This window comes from Gilvimarinus japonicus (genome assembly GCF_042847215.1).
Taxonomy (GTDB): domain Bacteria; phylum Pseudomonadota; class Gammaproteobacteria; order Pseudomonadales; family Cellvibrionaceae; genus Gilvimarinus; species Gilvimarinus japonicus.
Genome location: NZ_AP031500.1, coordinates 977368 through 999181 on the forward strand (window position 1 = coordinate 977368; position 21814 = coordinate 999181).

General features: G+C 53.0%; 18 protein-coding genes. 13 read left to right on the forward strand and 5 right to left on the reverse strand.

Annotation, left to right across the window (positions count from 1 at the left end; all coding sequences use genetic code 11):
• Positions 1-6: 6 nt before the first annotated feature.
• Genes ACGHAD_RS04170 through lnt form a run of 4 tightly spaced genes read left to right on the forward strand, consistent with a single transcriptional unit; the run spans position 7 to position 4025 of the window.
• Positions 7-1104: a PhoH family protein gene (locus ACGHAD_RS04170; RefSeq protein ID WP_382413631.1), complete on the forward strand. Its 1098-nt coding sequence runs from the start codon at positions 7-9 to the stop codon at positions 1102-1104.
• Complete coding sequence (gene ybeY, locus ACGHAD_RS04175; protein WP_382413627.1) at positions 1070-1633, forward strand: rRNA maturation RNase YbeY; 564 nt, start codon at positions 1070-1072, stop codon at positions 1631-1633. Before ACGHAD_RS04170 ends, ybeY begins: the two co-directional genes overlap by 35 nt.
• Entirely contained in the window at positions 1630-2490 is an 861-nt protein-coding gene (locus tag ACGHAD_RS04180) for a transporter associated domain-containing protein (RefSeq protein WP_339616511.1), read from the forward strand. The genes ybeY and ACGHAD_RS04180 overlap by 4 nt, the downstream gene beginning before the upstream one ends.
• The gene (gene lnt / locus ACGHAD_RS04185; protein ID WP_382413624.1) at positions 2487-4025 is read left to right on the forward strand and encodes an apolipoprotein N-acyltransferase; all 1539 of its coding nucleotides are present in this window, start codon (positions 2487-2489) and stop codon (positions 4023-4025) included. The genes ACGHAD_RS04180 and lnt overlap by 4 nt, the downstream gene beginning before the upstream one ends.
• 18 nt (positions 4026-4043) lie before the next feature.
• Here the strand turns inward: lnt and ACGHAD_RS04190 are convergent, their stop codons facing one another.
• Positions 4044-4940 (reverse strand): DUF2971 domain-containing protein, encoded by an 897-nt coding sequence (locus tag ACGHAD_RS04190; RefSeq protein WP_382413622.1) that lies wholly within the window; start codon positions 4938-4940, stop codon positions 4044-4046.
• 249 nt (positions 4941-5189) lie between these two features.
• On the opposite strand from ACGHAD_RS04190, the gene ACGHAD_RS04195 reads away from it, so the two are divergent.
• A complete protein-coding gene (locus ACGHAD_RS04195; protein WP_339616515.1) occupies positions 5190-6206 on the forward strand; it encodes an aspartate carbamoyltransferase in 1017 nt (338 codons plus the stop codon).
• A gap of 9 nt (positions 6207-6215) precedes the next feature.
• Here ACGHAD_RS04195 and ACGHAD_RS04200 read toward each other — a convergent pair whose 3' ends face one another.
• Positions 6216-7487 (reverse strand): diguanylate cyclase domain-containing protein, encoded by a 1272-nt coding sequence (locus ACGHAD_RS04200; protein ID WP_339616516.1) that lies wholly within the window; start codon positions 7485-7487, stop codon positions 6216-6218.
• A gap of 144 nt (positions 7488-7631) precedes the next feature.
• Complete coding sequence (locus ACGHAD_RS04205) at positions 7632-8036, reverse strand: YchJ family protein (RefSeq protein WP_382413619.1); 405 nt, start codon at positions 8034-8036, stop codon at positions 7632-7634.
• Between the two features lie 190 nt (positions 8037-8226).
• Here ACGHAD_RS04205 and ACGHAD_RS04210 point away from each other — a divergent pair, with 190 nt between their 5' ends.
• The 5 genes from ACGHAD_RS04210 (at position 8227) to ACGHAD_RS04230 (ending at position 13090) form a co-directional block, all read left to right on the forward strand.
• Positions 8227-9390: a 1-acyl-sn-glycerol-3-phosphate acyltransferase gene (locus ACGHAD_RS04210; protein ID WP_382413617.1), complete on the forward strand. Its 1164-nt coding sequence runs from the start codon at positions 8227-8229 to the stop codon at positions 9388-9390.
• Between the two features lie 5 nt (positions 9391-9395).
• On the forward strand, positions 9396-11531 hold the full coding sequence (gene dinG, locus ACGHAD_RS04215) for an ATP-dependent DNA helicase DinG (RefSeq protein ID WP_382413615.1): 2136 nt from the start codon (positions 9396-9398) through the stop codon (positions 11529-11531).
• Between the two features lie 11 nt (positions 11532-11542).
• The gene (locus ACGHAD_RS04220; RefSeq protein ID WP_382413613.1) at positions 11543-11863 is read left to right on the forward strand and encodes a YqcC family protein; all 321 of its coding nucleotides are present in this window, start codon (positions 11543-11545) and stop codon (positions 11861-11863) included.
• 124 nt (positions 11864-11987) lie between these two features.
• Positions 11988-12668, forward strand: a complete 681-nt coding sequence (locus ACGHAD_RS04225; RefSeq protein WP_339616521.1) for a DUF3313 family protein — start codon at positions 11988-11990, stop codon at positions 12666-12668.
• 65 nt (positions 12669-12733) lie between these two features.
• Positions 12734-13090, forward strand: a complete 357-nt coding sequence (locus ACGHAD_RS04230; protein WP_339616522.1) for a DUF202 domain-containing protein — start codon at positions 12734-12736, stop codon at positions 13088-13090.
• 9 nt (positions 13091-13099) lie between these two features.
• Here ACGHAD_RS04230 and ACGHAD_RS04235 read toward each other — a convergent pair whose 3' ends face one another.
• Positions 13100-14350 carry a multidrug effflux MFS transporter gene (locus tag ACGHAD_RS04235; RefSeq protein WP_382413610.1) on the reverse strand — a complete coding sequence of 417 codons (1251 nt, stop codon included), beginning with the start codon at positions 14348-14350 and terminating at the stop codon, positions 13100-13102.
• Positions 14351-14557: 207 nt separating this feature from the next.
• On the opposite strand from ACGHAD_RS04235, the gene ACGHAD_RS04240 reads away from it, so the two are divergent.
• The gene (locus ACGHAD_RS04240; protein WP_382413608.1) at positions 14558-15586 is read left to right on the forward strand and encodes a diguanylate cyclase; all 1029 of its coding nucleotides are present in this window, start codon (positions 14558-14560) and stop codon (positions 15584-15586) included.
• A 396-nt stretch (positions 15587-15982) separates the two neighbouring features.
• Complete coding sequence (locus ACGHAD_RS04245; RefSeq protein WP_382413606.1) at positions 15983-17569, forward strand: chitinase; 1587 nt, start codon at positions 15983-15985, stop codon at positions 17567-17569.
• Positions 17570-17623: 54 nt separating this feature from the next.
• Here ACGHAD_RS04245 and ACGHAD_RS04250 read toward each other — a convergent pair whose 3' ends face one another.
• On the reverse strand, positions 17624-18664 hold the full coding sequence (locus ACGHAD_RS04250; RefSeq protein ID WP_382413604.1) for a hypothetical protein: 1041 nt from the start codon (positions 18662-18664) through the stop codon (positions 17624-17626).
• Positions 18665-19047: 383 nt separating this feature from the next.
• Between ACGHAD_RS04250 and ACGHAD_RS04255 the strand changes: the two genes are divergently transcribed.
• On the forward strand, positions 19048-21735 hold the full coding sequence (locus tag ACGHAD_RS04255) for a TonB-dependent receptor (RefSeq protein WP_382413602.1): 2688 nt from the start codon (positions 19048-19050) through the stop codon (positions 21733-21735).
• The last annotated feature ends 79 nt before the right edge of the window (positions 21736-21814 follow it).

Consider the following 21814-nt stretch of genomic DNA (forward strand, 5'->3'; position numbering starts at 1 on the left):
GCGCGAATGGTTTACGCTTTGTTTAATGAACGCGAGAAGAGTGCTGACACATCCTTGAATAAACACGTCATCCCCGATTCCTCTCAGGTTACCTGTGAGGTCACCTTGGAGCCCAACGATAACCGTCGTCTCGCCAGCCTGTGTGGTCAGTTTGATCAACATCTGCGTCAGATCGAAAATCGTCTTGATATCGACATTCGCAATCGTGGCAACCAGTTTGCACTGGTGGGTGATCGCGGTGTCACGGCGGCTGCCGCAGCGGTACTGCGCCAGCTGTACCGCGAGACTGACAACGGTGAGCTCACCCCCGATGAAATTCACCTCGCCCTGCAAAGCGCGGGCATAGAGGAACTTATGCAAGAACAAAGTTTGTCCGATACGTTAGTCGACGAAGAGGACGACGGTCAGCCAGTTCCGGCTGGCACCGTGCTGATCCGCACCAAAAAAGCCACTATCAAACCTCGTGGCGCCAACCAGCAGCGCTATGTGCGTGCCGTGCAAACCCACGATATTAACTTTGGCGTGGGCCCAGCTGGCACCGGTAAAACCTATTTGGCGGTAGCGTGCGCGGTCGAGTCACTGCTGCGTGACGATGTCGAACGCATTTTGTTGGTGCGTCCGGCGGTCGAGGCCGGCGAAAAACTCGGCTTTTTACCAGGCGACTTGGCGCAAAAGGTCGATCCTTACTTGCGCCCCTTGTACGATGCGCTGTTTGAAATGCTCGGCTTTGAAACCGTAGGCAAGTTGTTGGAGCGCGGTGTTATTGAAGTGGCGCCGCTCGCGTATATGCGCGGTCGCACACTGAACAACTCGTTTGTGATTTTGGACGAAAGCCAAAATACCACCTGCGAACAAATGAAGATGTTTTTGACCCGTCTTGGGTTTGGCTCGACAGCGGTGATTACCGGCGATCCGTCGCAGATCGATTTGCCGCGCGGGCAAAAATCTGGCCTGAAGCATGTTATCGAGGTGTTAGACGGCGTAGAGGGCATTAGCTTCACTCACTTTGGTGCTAAAGACGTGGTGCGTCACCCATTAGTGCAAAGAATCGTGCAGGCGTACGATGTCTATGAGCAAGCCAACCCGTCGGATGATAGGCGCTAATCAGATGAGCAGCGTTCAGGTAGATGTCGATATACAAGTCGACGCTGAGGCCGTCCCCGGCGAAGACGAGGTACACCGATGGGTTACGGCTGCTTTGCGCGATGAGCGCGAGGTAGCCGAAGTCAGTGTTTGTATCGTCGATGCGGCCACCAGTGCCGATCTCAATCACCGCTATCGCGGTAAAAATTACCCCACCAACGTCTTGTCCTTTCCCGCCGACTTACCTGCCGAACTGGGTCTGCCTTTACTGGGCGACTTGGTTGTATGCGCGGAGGTCGTCGCGCGCGAAGCGGCCGAGCAGGGTAAGGCCGCCAACGCCCATTGGGCCCATATGCTTGTGCACGGCACCTTGCATTTGCTAGGTTACGATCACCTGGACGATCAAGAGGCCGAGGCTATGGAGGCGCTGGAAACCGACATTGTGACAACCCTTGGTTTTGCGGCGCCCTACACCGAAATCAGTCAGGGTAACTCTCAGTCGCCCACCCCAAAATCTATATCGCCCACACAGGAATCAACAGTGCCATGACGGACGACCCATCGAGTAGCAGCGTTACACGCACGCAAGAGCGCTCTTGGTTAGAACGATTACTACATTCGTTTTCTACTGAGCCCAAGTCGCGCGATGATTTGCTCGAAATCATTAAAGACGCGGCCGAGAATAAATTGTTGGATCAAGAGGCGCTTAACATTATTGAGGGCGCACTGGACGTATCCAGCCTGCAAGCGCGCGAAATTATGATCCCGCGCACGCAAATTGTGGCCGTTAAGCTCGACGATACTCCGCAAGAATTTCTGCCTAAAATCATCGAGTCCGGCCACTCGCGGTTTCCGGTGATCGGCGATTCGATCGACGATATTAAAGGTATTTTGCTGGCTAAAGATTTGCTGCGCATGATGCTGGAAGGAACCACCGATTTTAGCCTGGATAGTATTATCCGCACGGCCAACATCGTTCCCGAGAGCAAACGCGTCAATGTCCTGTTGCGCGAGTTTCGCGAACAGCGTTATCACATGGCGCTGGTGATTGATGAATACGGTGGTATTTCGGGCCTGATTACCATTGAAGATATTCTTGAAGAAATCGTCGGAAATATTGAAGATGAGACTGACGAGGAAGTTAGCGATGAGCTGATAAAGCGTGTTAGTGATACCGATTATGTGATTAAAGCACTGACACCGATTGATGATTTTAACGATTACTTTAATGCCGGCTTAAGTGATGAAGACTTCGATACCATGGGTGGTATTTTAATGCAGTCGTTTGGGCACTTGCCTAAACGCAATGAAGTTACCGAGATCGACGGTTTTACCTTTCGCGTGCTCTACGCCGATAACCGACAAATTCATTTAGTCCGTTTAACCGTTGGCGCCTCTGACACTTGATCAGCACTGAAACGATTATAACCGGCCAGGTAAGGCGCGGGCTCAACCGGTTGCGCAGCTACAATGCTGCCGCCGCCGCACTGGTGGCCGGTGCTTTACAGCCACTGGCGCTGGCGCCTTTCAACCTGTGGCCGCTGGCGCTGGTTGGTCTGGGTATATTCTCCCTGTTGTTATTTAAAGTCACGCGCCGCCGCGCCGCTTTGGTGGCGGGGAGTTTTGGCGTCGGCTTATACGGCGTGGGAGTGTCGTGGATTTACGTCGCCATCCATCAGTTTGGCGGTGCGTCTATGCTGTTGGCGGGCTTGCTTACCCTTGTGTTTGTGCTGGCGATGGCGGCGATTTACGCAGCGCCGTTTATTTTAAGTTACAAAATTCTAGGTTACGGGCGTCTTGGTATCCTTATGGTGTTTCCCGCCTGCTGTTTGCTGGGCGAGTGGTTGCGCTCTTGGTTGTTGACGGGCTTTCCTTGGTTGTACACCGGTTACGGACATATCGATACCCCGCTGTCGGGTTGGGCCCCTTTGTTGGGGGTGATGGGGGTTGGCTATCTCGCGACTTTTAGCGCCGCCACGGTGGCGGGGTGGTGTTTCTTTGTTAGGCCCTCGGGCAATTTAATCGTCGCCACTGTTATGGTGGTGGGCATTTGGTTTACCGGCTGGCAGCTGCAAGATGTGCAGTGGGCGCGCGTGAATCACGATGCCCCCATTTCCGTGGCGATGGTTCAGCCCAATATTGCCCAAGAGGTAAAGTGGGATCCAGCCCACGCCCAGCCGACCCTTGAGCGCTTGCAACACTTAAGCGAGCCGCTCTGGGGCGCCGACTGGTTGATCTGGCCCGAAGCGGCGGTGCCGTTAACCTATCACCGGGCGCTGGATTTTTTAAATACCGTTAGCCGGCGCGCGAGCGAAACCGATACCGGCTTGATTACCGGCATTATCTACGATGATCAGCAACAACGGCGCTATTACAACTCACTGGTGGGGTTGGGGGACGCGCTGGGTATTTATCACAAGCGTCGTTTAGTGCCGTTTGGTGAGTATGTGCCGCTGGAGCAATGGCTGCGCGGTTCTATCGAGTTTTTTGACCTGCCGACCTCCTACATTAACATCGGTCCCGATCATCAAAGTGGGTTGGCGGTTAATGGCATTGCCATCGCCCCGACCATTTGCTACGAGGTGGTGTATCCATCGCTGGTGGCGAAAAGTGCCCACAACAGCAATGTGTTAATGACGGTGAGTAACGATGCCTGGTTTGCCGACTCGATCGGTCCGCTACAACACTTGCAGATGGCGCGAATGCGCGCACTGGAAACCGGTCGTTATATGATTCGCAGTACCAACAATGGTGTGAGTGCGATTGTCGACCCCAGCGGAGACGTCGTGGCGAAAACCCGGCAGTTTGTGGCGACTACTCTGGCGGGCACTGTTTACCCGGCTTATGGCCAGACGCCTTTTATGCGCTGGGGCAGTGGCCCTTCGGTGATTTTAGCGTTGTTGTTATTGATTGGCGTGTACAGCGCCCGGCGGCGCTTTTAATGGCCCAAGGTGATGGCGTTATACGCGGGTAAACTCCACCTCGTACTTCCCGGCCACGGGCAACGCCTGAAATACTTTGGTATCGGGGTTATGTTTTTTGACCGCATCGAGTAAGGCTTTTTTGTCCGATACCGGCATAAAGGCGCCGAGGTAGACAGATTTAAGTTCATCCTGTGCAAACGGCCGGTCGATATACCAATGTTGTTCGTTGTTGTCTCGCAAACCGTCTTCGTCGCCCGCCTCGGTAAAGCAGCGCCACTCTTTTTCGCCTTTGGCGGTGGGCGGCTTACTCAAAAATTTATCTTCAAAGGTGTCCTGTGGGCGCAGCTGCTCGTTGTGCAACACCGCATTAAGTTGGTCTTTTAAGCTGGAAATCTCGGGCCGTATCGGGTTGTAGTTAACGGCTTTAGGGTGCGCGAGTGAGGTGTTCTCGCCACAGGCAAATTTGAGCACCGCCCCGCGATGACAATCGGCGTAATATTGCCAAGCGGTTAGGTTGTCGGCTTTGGTACTGAACGAGCAAATACGCAGTGCGCGGGTGTACTGGCGCCACTCGCTCATCATTTCATCGATGGCGCTCTGGCGTTGGTCCACCATCCGCGCCATTAATTCGTGCAGTGCTTCCTCGGCCTCCTCGGGCGAGGCGAAGCGCTCTTCGTCGCGCCAGCGGCGAATCACCGTCGACAGCGGTGAGTTACCTCGGGGCTCATCGCGCGCAAAGATCATCCCGCAGGCGGCGCGAATCACACTGTCGAGCAGCGAGTGTGGGTCAAACGCGAGCGTGGTGCGGTGATTCAGCTCAAACGGATCGGCGAAGAGCGCGGGAGCACTCCAGCGCAATGCCTGGCTCTCGACAATCGCGAGCGCCGTTTGGGCGGGGCAGTATTTTGCCAATGTATCGGGATGATCGGGCACAGTTTGTCCTTATTCTTGCTGCCGGGCGGTGGACTCACGCCCGTCGATTCCTGATGTAATAATAGTTAAGGTATAACCATTATCGGCCGCGGGACGATTTTATAAAGCCTTTTTAACATCGGTTCAAGGCGCGTGAATCATTTTTTGCAAAATCTCTTGGTTTTGTCGTTTGCCATCGCCGCGAGGGGCGTTAAAATAGCCGTGGCAATCTTCTCTCACCCACCTGCGGCCCCGCCCTGAGGATTCAACGTGATATTTACCGGCTCCCACATTCTCTCTATTGCTCAGTTTGATCGCGCCGATATACAGCGCATATTTGAGGTGGCGGACGCCATGGCGCCCTATGCCCTGCGTCGTCGGGTAACCCGTGTGTTAGAGGGCGCTATTCTGGGCAATATGTTTTTTGAGCCGAGTACCCGCACCCGCATTAGCTTTGGTTGCGCGTTTAATTTGTTGGGTGGTGAAGTGCGCGAGACTACCGGTTTTGAAAGCTCGGCTATCACCAAGGGGGAGTCTCTGTACGATACCGCGCGGGTGCTGTCGGGTTTCTCTGATGTGATCTGTATGCGCCACCCACAAGAGGGGTCGGTGGCTGAGTTTGCCGATGCCAGCCGCGTGCCGGTGTTAAACGGCGGCGACGGCGCAAACGAGCACCCCAGCCAAGCACTGCTAGACTTGTACACCATTCGCAAAGAGCTGGCCTCCAAGGGGCGTGAGATAGATGGGTTGCGGATCGCGCTGATTGGCGATTTAAAATACGGTCGCACAGTACACTCCTTGTGTAAGTTGTTGAGCTTGTTCAAGAATATTCATATTACGCTGGTGTCGCCGGTGGAGCTGGCGATGCCCGAGTCGATTGTCGAGCAAATGCGCGAGGCCGGGCACACTGTGGTGGTCACGGATGATTTACCTCAGAGTATTTCCAGTGTCGATATCGCCTACTCCACGCGAATTCAGGAGGAGCGTTTTGCCACGAAAGAAGAGGCGGATATGTATCGCGGCCGGTTCCGGTTGAATCAGGCCATTTACACCCAGTACTGTGAGCCTAATACCGTCATTATGCACCCGCTGCCGCGCGATTCTAGGGCGGGCGCCAACGAGCTGGACAACGATTTAAATCACAACCCCAATCTCGCGATTTTTCGTCAAGCCGACAATGGCGTATTGGTGCGGATGGCGCTGTTTGCACTGGTGTTGGATGTGGTGGATCAGGTGGATAAGTACGCGCGCGACGTTAATTGGTATAACTCGGCGCGCACCTTGTAGCGGGCTGGATTAAGTGCCGTCAATGAGACGGGCGGCCATGGCGGGCAGTCGGGCTCGCTCGCTGGGTAGCGATAGTGATGAGGTGCCGGGCGGGGTATCAAAGATACTGTCGTCGCTCAGTATAAACAGCAGCGGAGTTGTCTGAGTCCGTGCGGCCTGGGCCAATCGCTCGGTTAACGTTCGGCCTTTTACGTCCGTCATCGCCGGGCTGAGTACCACTAAATCGGGGCGAATATTCAGCGATAGCTCCAACGCCTCGTCGGTGTTATCGGCGGTGATTAAATTGTAGTGAGGTTGCAGTGCTTCGCAGGCTTGCAGCTGGATCTCGGCGTCGGGGTACGCCACCACGACGGTGCGGTGGGCGGTCATCTCATCGATCTCAAAGCAATCGCGGCCCGAATGCTTTGCGCGATACAGTGCTCGGTCAGCGGCTTTTATCACCTCTTCTAGCGAGTAGCCCGCCGTTTGCGAGCAGCTGGCACCGCCAATCGACACAGTGACATGAGCGCTGGTGGGCGATGCCTCGTGGGGTACCGCCTGATTGGCGACGGCGCGGCGGATCGACTCACCAACTCGTGTGGCGCCACTGACGTCGGTGTCGGGCAGCAGCACAACAAACTCCTCCCCCCCGTAACGGCCCAGTAAATCGTAAGGACGTTTTAGGCAGCTTTTTATGGCGTTACCCACCTGCACCAAACAGCGGTCCCCAGCGGGGTGGCCATAGTGGTCGTTGTAGAGCTTAAAGTGGTCAACATCAAGCATCAGCACACAGGTGTGGGTGAGCTGGCGCCCGGCCAGTAGCCATTGCTTTTGCGCGTACTCGTTAAAAGTGCGGCGGTTGAGCAGCTGCGTCAGGCTGTCTAATTGGCTGAGCTCTTCCAGCTCGTTGTTGAGCTTGCTGAGTTGATCGCGCATATCGGCGATCCGCTCCATCGCGCGGATTTTGGCGTTGATGATCATCTTGCTGACGGGTTTGATGAGGTAGTCATCGCCGCCCGCCTCAATACCTTGGCGGTAATCTTCGTCGTCACTCATGCCGGTGACAAAAATGATGGGAATCCAGTGGCTGCCGAGCCACTCGCGAATCAGCGCGGTTGTTTCAAAACCGTTTAAGCCGGGCATCTCGACGTCCATGATAATCATGTCCACCGGGGTATCTTCCAGCAGCTGCAACGCGGCCTCACCACTGTCGGCCACCAGCGGGGTGTGGCCGGCTTCAGTGATGTACTGGCTCATCGCGTGGCGCAGTGTAGCGCTGTCTTCAACCAACAAAATTTTCATTCAGTAACCCAGAGTGCCCTTGTGCCCTATGTGGCACCCGAAGTATAAAGTGTAACGACTTTTGGCGCCGAAAACATCATTATGTGTCACAGAATTTGGTTGATTTATCGGCCAGTAGGCTGTTTTAACGCACTTCTTGAGCGGCTATGGCGCGTGATCAAGGTAGCGCCACACACCATCTTCACGCCGAAATAGCGACTTCTCTAAGTGTTGCTGCTCCCGCCCCGCCAGCCGGTAATGGGCACAAAAGGTTACCGTGCCCTCATCATCCCCAAGACCACCGCGCTCACAGGCGAGGATCTCAAGCCCTAGCCACTCGCAGCTGCTGGCCCACTCGCGGATCGCCTCGGGTGAGCTGTGCCCCCGTACCGAGGGGCTCCAAGTGTGCCAGAGGTAGTCTACCGCTAACAAAACGTGTGCGCTGTAGCGCGAGCGCATTAATTGCTCGGCGGTTTGCGGGTTGCCACCGTGCAATATAAAAGGGTTACAGCAGTCCATAGGGCGTTTGCCCGAGCCACAAGGGCAGGTTTTACTCGCTGTGAGTGGCATTTTGCACCTCTTTTGGGTATGTTGTGCGCCTTATTTACGTGCAAGTTTTATGCGCTAATTTTGCCTGCCGTAGAGTCGGGCCAAGCCTTACCGATAATCGCGGTTTAGGCTACCTTGTTCGCTGATGTTTGCAAGCGACTAACGATTTCTACTGACTTCTTTATGATGACTAACCGTTAGATATTTGCCCATGACTGATTTTGACGATATCCGCCCTTACAATGACGATGAAGTTCGCCCGGTACTCGACCGGATTTTAGCTGACCGGGAGCTGGCCGATGCGGTTATGCGCTTAAAGTTTCCGCGCCTGGCCGGGCCTTTAGGCTTCATCTTACGCCCGCTGGTGGCTCGGGTTATGCGTCGCGAACTGGTGGGGGTGGACAGCGTCGATAAGTTTCAGCTGGTGGTCGAGAAGTACATGCGCCATATGATTGAAAGCACCACGACTGAAATCACCCACTCGGGGCTGGATAAGCTCGACCCGAACCGCGCTTATTTGTTTGTCAGCAACCATCGTGATATCGCCATGGACCCGGCGTTTGTCAATTGGAGCTTGTACCACGCAGGTTTTAAAACCTTGCGAATTGCCATTGGCGATAACTTGCTTACCAAAGAGTATGTGTCGGATTTAATGCGCCTGAATAAGAGCTTTATCGTCAATCGCTCGGCCAAGGCGCCACGGGAGAAGTTAAAAGCGGCGAAAAAGCTTTCGGCCTATATTTACCATTCGTTAACCGCCGAGAACGCCAATATCTGGATTGCCCAGCGCGAGGGCCGTGCTAAAGACGGCAATGATCTGACGAACTCGGCCGTGGTGGGTATGCTGACGCTCAATCGTCCGAAAACGGAAGACTATGCCGATTACGTGCGCGAGCTATCGATTGTGCCTGTGTCTATCTCTTATGAGTTGGACCCGTGCGATGAGGCAAAAGCCCATGAGTTGCACCAGCAGCGTACCTCGGGCGCTTATCAAAAAGGCGATCAAGAGGATGTGCAAAGTATTGCCCGTGGCATTGCCGGGCAAAAGGGTCATGTGCACGTTGCGTTTGGTGACGTGCTCAGTGGCGACTTTGCCGATACCGATGCGGTAACCGCCGAAATTGATCGTCAAATTTGGAGTAATTACGTCCTGCACTCAAGCAACTGTATGGCGTTTGACCAAGTGGGCGAAGAGGCCCGCTCACTGCCTTACTCGGACAAAAACCTGTCTTACGAGCCGAGCAATGTCAGTGACGAACGCGCCAGTTTTGATTTGCGTTTACAAGCGGTGCCGTCGGATTATCGCGATATTGTTCAGGCCATGTACGCCAACCCGGTGCGCAATAAGTTGGCGGCCACCGGCGGCGGTCAGTAACGCGAATGTTAACCGATGAGTTAAAGCAAAAAATCCAGCAAACCTACTCGGCGTTTTTGCAAAGCCGCGAGCTGGGGCCGCGCCACGGCCAAAAGCTGATGATTGCCGAGATTGCCCGCACCCTCGGCGCGATTGGCACTGACGCCGAGGGCGTGCGCAACACCGGGGGCCATGTGTGCGTGGTCGAGGCCGGGACCGGTACCGGTAAAACCATTGCGTACCTTTTGCCCGCCATTATTATTGCCAAAGCGCTGGGTAAAAAGTTGGTGGTATCTACCGCTACCGTCGCGTTGCAAGAGCAAATCGTGCACAAAGACTTACCCGAGCTGCGCAACCACACGGACTTATCGTTTAGTTTTGCCCTGGCCAAAGGTCGCGGCCGCTATGTGTGTCTGTCTAAGCTCGACAATTTGATGAGCGAATTTGCATCGGCGGTTGATCCGACCCGGGCACTCTACGAGGACGAATTACCCAGCGTTGATGCCGAAGGGGTAAAGTTGTACGAGTCCATGATGGATGCGTTGGCAGGCAATAAATGGGATGGCGAGCGAGACTCGTGGCCGACCCGGTTAGAGCCTAACGACTGGGCGCGGGTCACGACCGATCACCGTCAGTGCACCGGTCGGCGCTGTTCCAATGTGTCTGCCTGTAGCTTTTTTAAAGCCCGCGATGCGCTGCATACCGCCGATTGTATTGTCACCAATCACGATATGGTCTTGGCTGATTTGGCGCTGGGTGGTGGCGCGATCTTACCCGACCCGGAAGAGACGATTTACGTCTTTGACGAGGGGCATCATCTGCCCGACAAAGCGCTTAATCACTTCGCCCACCACAGCCGTATGCTCTCGACCAGCCGCTGGTTGGAGCAATGCAATAAAGGCTTGGGGACAATCCTCGGGCAGATCAGCGGTGCCGGTCGTGTTGATGATTACGCCGAGCAATTGCCTGGCCAGCTCATTGAGTGTAAACGTGAGCTGGATATGTTGTATCCGGTGCTGAATGAACGCATCCAATCGTTAGAGGACAGTTCGCGCGATTGGAAAACCAACCACTACCGGTTTGTCGGAGGGGTGGTGCCCGATAATATCGTCGCGCAAGCCGAGCAATTGCATTCAAGCTTTGATCGTTTAACCGACCTGTTAGGTAAAGTTGCCGCCGAGTTAAACGAGGCGATGGAGGATGCCCATTGCCGCGTGCCTAAAGTTGACTTGGAAACCAATTACCCAATCATCGGTGCCTGGCATGCGCGTGCTGAGGCCAATGCGGGTTTATGGTTAAGTTACGCGCGCAGCGATGGCGATAAAAGTATTCCCAAAGCGCGCTGGCTAACGCTGATAGACTTTAACGGCAATTACGATATCGAGGTTTGCTCAAGTCCCATTTTGGCGGCGCGTACCTTAGAGTTTAGTTTGTGGAATCGCGTCTATGGTGCGGTGCTAACCTCGGCGACCTTAACCGCGCTGGGTAAGTTTGATCGCCTGCAAATGCGCACCGGCACCCCCGATGACAGCCGCTATGCGGTGGTGCCCAGCCCGTTTGACTTTGCCAAAGGTATTTTGCATGTTCCTAAAGACGCGGTTGATGCCGGTGACAGTCGCGCCCACACCGCCGCGTTGGTACAGCAACTGCCCGAGCTGCTGCAACCGACTGAAGGCTCGCTGGTGTTGTTTTCATCCCGCCGGCAAATGCTTGATGTTTACGATGAGCTGCCCGCGCTTTGGCAGAGCAAAATTTTGTTGCAAGGCGAAAGCTCTAAGCAAGAAATGTTGGTGGCCCATCGCAAAAAAGTTGATAAAGGCGAGGGCAGTGTGCTGTTTGGCTTGGCAAGCTTTGCCGAAGGGGTCGACTTGCCCGGCGATTACTGTGCCCATGTGATAATTGCTAAATTGCCGTTTGCGGTGCCCGACGACCCGATTGAAGCGTCTGTTGCCGAGTGGGTCGAGCAGCGTGGCGGCAACCCTTTTATGCAAATTACTATCCCCGACGCCTCGTTAAAATTGATTCAGGCCTGTGGCCGCTTGCTGCGCACCGAAGGTGATACCGGCCGTATTACTTTGCTGGACCGGCGCGTGGTCACCAAGCGCTACGGCAAGGCTATTTTAGATTCGTTGCCGCCTTTTACCCGACACATAGAAGCGTAAGCCCGTCCCGTATGAGTGATAAACACATAGCCGTCGCCGATATCTTGATTGACTTAGAGGCGGCGTTACGCGAGCTAAATTTATGGCATAGCGAGTCACCCTCGGCCGAGGCGCTCGCCAGTACCGCGCCCTTTGCGGTAGATACCCTAACGTTTACCCAGTGGCTGCAATTTATGTTTTTGCCGCAGATGCAAGAGCTGGTTAAACATCGTGGCCCCCTTCCGGCGAACTGCGCTATTGCCCCTATGGCCGAGGAGTACTTTCGCCCGCAAGTGATCGACGGCGCCGCCGTGGTATTGCAGCTGCGCCGAGTGGATACATTGTTGAGCTAGTGTTGTCTAACGAGCCATGAGGCCTTGCCGCCTTAGGCGGTGTGGGCTACATTTAATCCGTTAACGTACGTCGAGACGCGGCACTGTTTGCCGATGTCTATACCCACTGGATGATGGAGGTTTTATGGCTGTACATAGGGTTTATTCGCTGCTGGCTGCCGGCGCCGCTAGTTTACTACTGCTTGGCGGCTGTGCCACACCGCCACCGGCTGTGTCTCACGATGGCTTGCACTTAGTGCCGCAAAAATCACTTGATCAGATGTATATAAAGCCCGAGGTGTCGTTATCGCAGTATACGGCTATCCGTCTCGAACCTTGTACTGTGGCATTTAGAGCCGACTGGATGCGCAACCAAAATATGAGTCGCACCGTGGGGCGAGACCGAATTACCGAAGAGGATATGCAAGTCATCTCCGATCGTTTGGCGCGCTCTTGCGATGAGCACTTTTTAGAGGCCTTAGAGAGTGAGCCGGCCTACAAAATCGTCGGTGAAGATGCCAGCGGTGAGACGGTGCTGGAGGTGCGCCCCAGCATTATCGATCTGGATGTCACCGCCCCTGACACCAATGATGTGGGCATAACCCGCACTTATACCACCTCATCGGGGGAGATGACCTTGTTTCTCGAGGCCTACGATAGTGCGAGCGGTGAGATTATCGCTCGGGTTGTGGATGAGAAAGAAGACTTTGATGACATGCAGCTAGAGTGGACTAACCGCGCCACCAACATGGCCGACGCCAATCGTTACTTGCGCAGCTGGACCAAGTCTTTGCGCGAGAGTTTGGATGCGGCCCGCGCTCAGTAGTGGCTTATGAGTGTATAGGTGCGGCGCAATCGTTTGGTTGCGCCGTTTTTTTATAGGTTATTGATATGCAAGACCCCCGAGTGTTACTCGCCGCCGAACGCACCTTGCTGGCCTGGAGCCGAACGGCGCTGGGGTTAATTGGCTTTGGCTTTGTTTTAGAGCGTGCCGGCTTGCTGATGGGCGCCTTCGGCCTGGCGCCAGCGGCGGATGAATCCCTGACGGCTGCCCTTGGGCTCGCTTTTATTTTTTTGGGCGTGGTTGCCGCGGTAGGCGCCTCGGTGCGGCACGCACGCTATGTGCGCTATCTGATTGACCGAGACGGTCCGGTCGATTATCGCTCGCTCTACAGCGTAGCTTTGACTATGGCGCTGGGCTTACTTGGTTTGGCGTTATTGGCGGTGTTGCTATTTATTGGGCATTAATCCTACTGTTTATTTCTCTTGGTGTTCCAGTGCTGATGCCTCACTCTGATGTAAAGGACGCAACGTTAGCAGCAGCGCCATACTGATCGCCACCGAGATTAACATAACCGCCAGTACAGGCTTTAAGGTCCCATCGTAAAACACGCTTCCCAACGCGCCCATTCCAGAGCCCAGTGCGAACATTGCTACTGTCTGTATCGCCGCCGCACTGCCGCCGCGATGGGGCGGGAACATCGCCATAAAGCGAGTCATTCCCGCCGGGTTGCTGATGCCGACGCAACCAACGCTTAAAATAACCAGCGGCACCGCCAGCCCTAAGGTTAAGGTGTTGCTCCACGTCAGTAGCGCCATTACTACCACCAGAACGGCTTGAATAATGACACTGATGCAGAATAGCCGCATCGGGTTCATGACGCTCAGTAATCTGGCGCTTAGCGAGTTTGCGGCAATTAAACCGATCGCATTTAAACCAAATAAAATAGAAAAGGTCGTCTCGCTCACGCCAAAATACGTCATGTACATAAACGACGAGTGAGTGACAAAAATAAGCAATACACCAGCGGCGGAGCCGATACACAAAGCAAAGCGCAGAGCGAGCAACCGGCCCTGATGCCGGTGTAATAAAATGGCGCTGTACTGCGAGACAATGCGCCCAAGAGATAAGCGCTGACGTGGCTCGGTTAGCGTCTCGGGAATCATACGTAACATAATGGCGAGCATAGTCACGGCGTACAGCACCTGAAATATAAAGATACTGCGCCAGCCAAACTGTAATAGCCCAGTGCCGATCAGTGGTGCCACCACCGGGGCGATCATCATCACCATCATTACCGTGGCAAAACGCCGGCCAATCTCTTCGGCGGGGTAGGAGTCGCGCACTTGTGCCATGGCAGTAATAGTGGCAAAACCGCCGCCAAATGCTTGCAGTAATCGCCACAAATTAATGACGCTTGCCGAGTCTGATAACGCGATAGCGCTACTGGCGATGACAAACAAACCAGTTCCGACAACGCATACCGTTTTGCGGCCCACTTGGTCAGAGATTGGCCCGCCCATTAGCTGGCCTAAGGCAAAACCCACCAAAAAAGTACTGATTGACGCGTTGAGCGTAGCAATAGGAACATTGAGCGCGTCGGCCATCGACGGTAATGCCGGCAGGTAGGCGTCCATCGCTACCGGGCCCAGCGCAACCAGTGCGCCGAGGTACAGTAAAAAATAGCGTGGCAATGCCGTTGTTTGCATTGAGTTTTGATTGTTCATACAGCGCGAGCGAGTCAGTTGCGGGATTTTGTAAGTGTAACGCACCCGCGTTAATAGTGGGGAACAATAGCGTTAATGGTCCCAAATACGGTGGCGAAGTTGAGTATAGCCGTTAAGCTTAGGTGACAGGTTTCTGATGTGGGATAAAGGTTTATGCCGCTCGCCAATTGGTGGTCCACTGCGATCCGTACGACAACCGCCACAATTATGAACCCCCTCAGCCGCAAACACGTAGTGTTGTTAGTGGCTGTAGTTGTAGGGCTGGTGCTACACACTGTTTTGCTCGGGTTGTTTATCGCCTTGCGGGTTGATGTGTTGGTGTGGGTCAATATTGGCAGTGTGGCGCTGTGGTTAGGTGCCGGGTATTGGTTGCGTCGCGGCCGCTACGCGTTGGCGGCCTATGTGATGTTTGCCGAGCTTATTGCGCACAGTGTGGTGGCGACTCTGGTGTTGGGGGTGGGGCTGGGCTTTCAGTTTTACCTCTGGCCCGCGGCGTGTTTAGTGGTGGCAAATCCCAGTGTCAGCGTGCGTTATGCGGGTGTGCTGGGTACCGTGTGTATCGCCGTGTTTGCAGCGTTGGAGTTAACCTTGGTTGAAATCAGCAATCGCTATGGCCTTGGGGGGTATCAACATTGGGTGTACCTTGGCAATGTGCTGTTTTGCGGGGTTGCCTTGATGCTTTGCATCATCAGTGTACGTGTGGTGAATGAATATCAACAGCGGCAACTGATTGCCTTGGCCACCCACGACCCATTAACCGGTTTATTTAATCGCCGTTACATGACCGAGCATATGGAGCAACTTAAAGCTCACGCCGATCGTGAGCACAGCCATTATTGTGTGGCGTTACTTGATGTCGATCATTTTAAGCGAATCAATGATGTTTATGGGCACGATATTGGCGACCAAGTGTTGCAGTGCATTGCCCTCACCCTAAAGGCGCGACTGCGCAGTACCGATTTATTGGCGCGCTGGGGCGGCGAAGAGTTGTTAATTGCGCTGAGTGGTACCGAGGCCCAAAGGGCATTGCTGTTAATGGATAACCTGCGCCAGCGGGTTGCTGAATCGAGCGCAATTAAGCCGCTGTGCGGCGGCGTCACATTAAGCTTTGGCGTGGCGGAATATCAGCCGGGGGAGTCTAATCAAGCACTGATTCGGCGCGCCGACGCCGGTCTGTATCGGGCCAAGGCCCAGGGACGAGATCAAGTCGTTCTCGAAGCGCCCACTAGCCCATAGGGCTTGATGCATTATTTCGTTACGTTTCTTGTGGGGCTCTTTGATAGTCCAGTTCGAAATCAAACGCGGAACGACGTCACACTTTTTGTTGATCCCGTTGTTTAAGTGCCACAGCCGTGATATCTCTAGTGCTTCTGACAACGTTGTCCTCGGTGGGTTTGCCAGCGAGAGCACTATTGCTCTGCCGGGGCAGTATTGCCGTGTCAGTTGTTCCGTTTTGCGCATGACGCGCGTCAATCGGGGAGGACCCCCAGTGATACATTTACCGTCAAAACATTTTGCCGCGGTAGCCTTCATCGAAAGGTGGAGTGCATTAAATGCGGTGCAGGCGCGCATGGGGTAGCACAGTAATCCCTCGAGCCTGAGCTGCGGCTAACAATAAAAGAGGGATTGACCATGCTTCAGAAAACGCTCCTTAGTACCGCCGTGTTGTGCGCCAGCTCGTTAGCTGCCACCGCGCAGGCCTACGAATGCAGTAATTTAAATGCGTGGGATAGCAGTACCGCCTACACCAATGGCATGCAGGTGCAAGACGCCGGCAGTGCTTACAACGCGAACTGGTGGACTCGCGGGGACGTGCCAGCGCAGCATTCGGCACCTTACCAGCAGTGGACTTTACTGGGAGTGTGCGGCGATGCTAGCTCATCCAGCAGCTCGTCTTCCAGCGTATCGTCCAGCTCGCTTTCAAGCAGTAGCTCCTCGTCAGTTTCGTCTAGCTCTTCATCCGTGCCCAACGGCAGCTGTGGCTCAGCGCAGTACGTGGCCGGTACCACTTACCGTGTAGGAGATTTGGTTGACAACGTTGACAGTGAGTACCGCTGCGATGTGGCTGGCTGGTGTTCATCAAATGCGGCCTGGGCTTATGAACCAGGAGTAGGCGCCCACTGGCAGGACGCTTGGTCGCTGGTGCAAAGCTGTGATGACGGCTCATCAAGCAGCTCGTCGACAAGTTCCAGTAGTAGCTCCAGCAGCTCGTCCAGTTCAAATCCTGGCGGTGGCTACACCGGTAGTTTCCCCGATCACGCGTTGGTGGGTTACTGGCACAACTTCCAAAACCCCGCCGGCTGTCCGATTCCGCTGTCACAAATTCCCGATGCGTGGGACGTGATTGATATTGCTTTTGCCGATAACGATCCGGCCAGTAACGGTACCGTGCACTTCAATTTATTTGACGGCTCGGGCTCAAGCTGCGCAGGTTTAGATCCCGCCCAGTTCAAGCAAGAGATGGCGGCGATGCAAGCGCAGGGCAAAATCTTTGTGCTGTCGTTGGGCGGTGCCGAAGGCACTATTACGCTTAATACCGACACCGATGAAGCCAACTTTGTCAGCAGCCTGACTGGGCTGATCAACGAGTGGGGGTTTGACGGTATTGATATCGACCTTGAGAGTGGCTCGCAGCTGTTACATGGCACGCAAATTCAAGCGCGTTTGCCGGGCGCCATTCGCGCGATTGATACCAACGTAGGAGGTATGGCGTTAACCATGGCACCAGAGCACCCATACGTTCAGGGTGGCCAAACCGCTTACAGTGGTATCTGGGGGGCGTATCTGCCGATTATCGATCAGACCCGCGATCTGCTCGATTTACTGCATGTGCAGCTCTACAACAACGGCGGTCTGCAAACACCCTACTCGAACCAGTCGTATCCAGCCGGCTCGGTGGATATGATGGTCGCCTCGGCTCGTATGCTGATAGAGGGCTTCCAAACGGCGGGCAACTTCTACTTTGAAGGGCTCGATCCGCAGCAGGTATCGCTCGGTTTACCTTCCGGCCCAGCGTCTGCAGGCTCTGGCCAAGCGACCAATCAAGCGATTATGGACGCGCTCGATTGTATTACCCGCGGCACCCAGTGTGGCTCGATTGACGCCGGTGGTATTTACCCTGACTTTAGCGGGGTCATGACTTGGTCGATTAACTGGGATATTTACGATGGTTACATCTTCTCGGGCCCCATTGGCGATAAGGTGGATAATTTGCCGTAATGCTAAGTAAGTAGCTGGTAAGTATGAGAAGGGCGCCAATTGGCGCCCTTCTTTTTATGGTGTAGCAACGCCAAAGGATTTTACCAAATGATCGTATTCGTCACCGCTTATCGGCATCATCATTCCGTGGCGTACTTTCTCCGGTAGTGAATATTTATCCCAGTCTGAAAAAAAAGTGTATCCGGAAACCTGGTACCAAGGACCATTAAGGGAGTCGGCGACTGATAATCCATAAGAGACACCCGGGTATTGTTCATAATACAGATACCAAGCTTGCCCGTTAGGAGAGGGAATTAATGTTGGTGCCTCGCGAAAGTTAGGGCTAATGGGCGCGGAAAGGTTTTTGTAAGGGCCAAGTAGTGAGTCCGAACTGGCGAGTCGAATGGTTTTTCCCGTCACCCAGTCGAGAGTCGGATATGTTTCGTCTTTAAGTACGGCCCAGTACTTTCCTTCAGCTTTATATAAAAAGGTGTCAATAACGCCCATATCCCATGGCAATAATTTTTGCGGCGGCTTAGTAAACTCTTTTAGGTCATTAGAGGTCACGTATAGGGTTCGCTGGCTTGCCCAGTATCGTTCTGGGTCTTTCTCTGTGCCTTCCTTATGGGGAGTATGCCAAGTTAGCACATAGCTTTTTGAGTCTTTATCAAAAAATAATTTTGGCGCACCTATACGTTGTAATGCATCGGCGTAATCGGGGGTGGACGGCAATTTGGGTGTGTATTGGCTGTAGCGCTGCCAATCAATTAGGTTATCGGACACCCAGAAATTAATGTCAGGCGAGGCGTCACTCTCGTTCCCAACAAGGTAGTAACGACCGTCGTGCCCTTTAACAATGTGTGGATGGCCATGATATTCGCCGAAAACCGGCTTCCCTTTATTTAATGATTGCCAGTGCAGGCCGTCTTTACTGACGGAGTAATAGAGGCTCCCGTAATCGGCGTGCGTCATGTGGGCAAACAGATAAGCTTCATGGATCGCTTTTTCTCCATTCGAAGGTTGCCCGGGCGGAGAAGGTTGCTGTGAGTAGGCACCGGAAGTAAAGCACAGGGTGATAAGCAGTAACATTAATTTAGTTTGAGTGTATTTAGTCATTGTTTGGCTCCTTTGTTTTTATCTTAAGAATATAATATATAATATATATTATATTTATTTCGTTTTAAAGAGATTTTAAAAAGTCTTTTATTTCAATGAGTTAAGAGTTTCGTCGGGTAATCTTGGGCATTTTTGTTAAACTTAACCTTGCAAATCCATATAATCCGATTTATCTTATAAAACGTCGATACTATCTCTATAACTTTAAATGCAGATTTAGGGCGTCGGCATTGTGCAAATTTTAAAAGCTAAGAAGTGCAGATGTGCTGCTGAGGTCGACTGCATTAAGATAACGATAGCAGTAACGATCCTGGCGCCGCCCAATATTTGATGTTGTGGATAGACAAAACAATAAATACATAGCTACGAATGAGGAGATACCAATGAACACCCGCAGAAAAGCACTTTTGGCCTCGGCGATTGCCGCCATTATCAGTGGGACTACATCCGCTCAAGATGCGCCCGCAAGTAATAATGAAATGCTCGAAGAAGTTGTTGTAGTAGGGATTCGCAGCAGCTTGGAGAAAGCGCAAGATATTAAGCGAAGCTCAGACAATGTCGTCGATGCGATTGTCGCCGATGATATTGGTAAGTTTCCTGATGATACGGTTGCTGCGGCTTTGCAGCGTGTGCCTGGTATCCAAGTTGTGAACGGCTTTAATAATGAAATTGGCAGCCCCCTTATTCGTGGTATTGGCGACATTGTCACAACTTTGGATGGCCGCAAGATCTTTACTGGTGTTGGGCGAGGTTTTTCGTTTCAAGATTTGCCTGCTGAAACTTTATCTGGTGTCGATGTGTATAAGTCCAACTCGGCCGAGTTGGTGGAGGGTGGCATCGCCGGCGTGATCAACTTAAAACGTGTGAAGCCATTTGGTTTTGATGAAGGCTGGACTGTTGCTACCAACGTTCGTGCACGACAAGGTGAAGAGGTTGATAAAACCAACTTAACCGGTGGTATTTTAGTCTCCAACCGTTTTGATACCAGCGTGGGCGAAATGGGCCTTTTGGTTGATGTGTCTTACTCGGACCAAGACTTTAGTCGAGGCACTTCGTTTAATTGTGATCCTCGCTCGGGCACTAACGGCCCCGAGGGCGGTGCAGGTGCAGTGTTGCCAACGTGTGTGGGTGGTTTAAGCGACACCGGAGATTATCAGCGCCCACAAGCTAATGTTTACTATCAGTGGCGCCCAAGTGAAAATCTTGAGGTGTATGCTGATGCGCTCTACGCGGGCTACGAGACCAAGTTTGGTACTTATTTTGTATTCTCAGATATTTTTGCGGCGCAAAGCATTACCGATTTAGCGATGACGGGCGACAGCTTTACCGCTCCGGTGAATGGCGCAGGTTTTTACGATGCGAGCTCAACCACAATGCAAGAGTTGCGGTTGGGGCAATCTGCCACGTTTAACAATGTTCCCGGGCTATCTTCTACGCAAGCAAAAAGCTCTGAGACAGATCAGTATGTATATGGCGGTGGGGTTAAATACACCACAGACAAGCTTGATCTCGCAGTGGATTTATCGCGTGTGGAGTCGGAAAACGGCAACAGAAGCACCATCGTTGATATTGGCAAGCAGATTGATTCGGTCAGCATCCTTGTGAATGACGGCAGTCATGGTACTACGATGATGCCGGGAAACCCTTTGGGTGATAAGGTGGATTTCCGTTTTGCCAATGGTCTGGTTCAGGACTATAACCGCTCTGAATCTGAAGCCAATGCTATTAGTGTTGACGGTGCTTTTAAGCTTTCTAACGGTTTTATTCGTGAGCTGCAGTTTGGTACTCGGTACTCCGATCGTGATGCCCAGTTTTTTGCGACTCCCTCTGGTGGGCCTGGAGCCCCCGGTGGCAATCGCGTTACTTTAATCAGTGAGTCGGATTTACCAGACGATTTCTTGGTGAAAACACCTGGTACTATTTCTGTAATCAATGATGGTGCTAAATGGTATACGCCAAGTGCAGATTTTCTACGGGATAATACGGATCAATTACGCGAGTTGTATGGTGCAGACTTAGGCGACCCTGACTGGGATCCGTCGAAGAATTATCAGGCCAGTGAGAAAAATTCTTCAGTCTATTTGCAGGCCAAATATGAGGTCGACTTGGCAAGCGGGATGTTGCTGGACGGTTTGATCGGTGGCCGTTACAGTCATACCTCTCGTAGCTTAAGTGGTACTGGTCGAGTTAATGGAGAGCTAACTCCAGTGACGCGCGATACTTCAGACGGTCACTTTTTGCCTAACGCATCTGCGCGCCTACAATTAACCGAAGAGCTGCAGATGCGCCTTACATACGCTAAAACTATTGCCCAGCCGTTTTTTGGTGATTTGAATCCTGGGCTTACTTACGATGTTCCTTTGAACGCTAATGTTCGCCCCGGTGGTGCTGGTGGCAACCCAGACCTTAAGCCACAAACTTCAGATGCTTATGACGCGACGGTAGAATACTACTTTGATAACTCATCTTATATTTCTGCAGCGCTTTACTATCGTACCATTGAGGATCGTGTCGCCGTAGGTACCGACGTCGAAGTAATTGATGGCATTGAGTACAACATCTCTAAGCCGCGTAACTTGGGGCAGTCAAGCCTTCAGGGGGTTGAGCTTAGCTCCCAATGGTTTTTGGATTTTCTTCCGGAGGGCTGGGACGGACTCGGCGTGACCGCTAACTATACGCTGGCTGATTCGTCTATTGATACGGAGGGCGACCCTCTAGAAGGCGAACCGTTGCTTGGTGTGTCAAAGCACAGCTATAACGTTGGTCTATTATATGAAAAATATGGTGTTACTGCGCGGGTCGTATACAACTGGCGCTCAGAGTATGACGATGGTTATTTTGGCGGTGGACTGGTTACGCCGGGTGACGGCGCAAAATTTAACACTGTTAAAGCGAATGGGCGACTAGACTTTTCTATCGGCTACGATGTAACAGAGAATGTTACTGTGAGTTTTGACGGGATTAACGTTAATGGCGGTAAATACTACAGCTATTTTGACACCGAGTCCTTCCCTCATGATATTCGTCTGGATGATACTTTCTACGGGGCAAGTGTTCGAGCAAACTTTTAAGGTTTTGATTTTAAAAGCCTTAGCATGTAGTTGGCTTGTTATTTGGGGCAATCGCTTTGGGCTTCGTTAAGTTTTACTT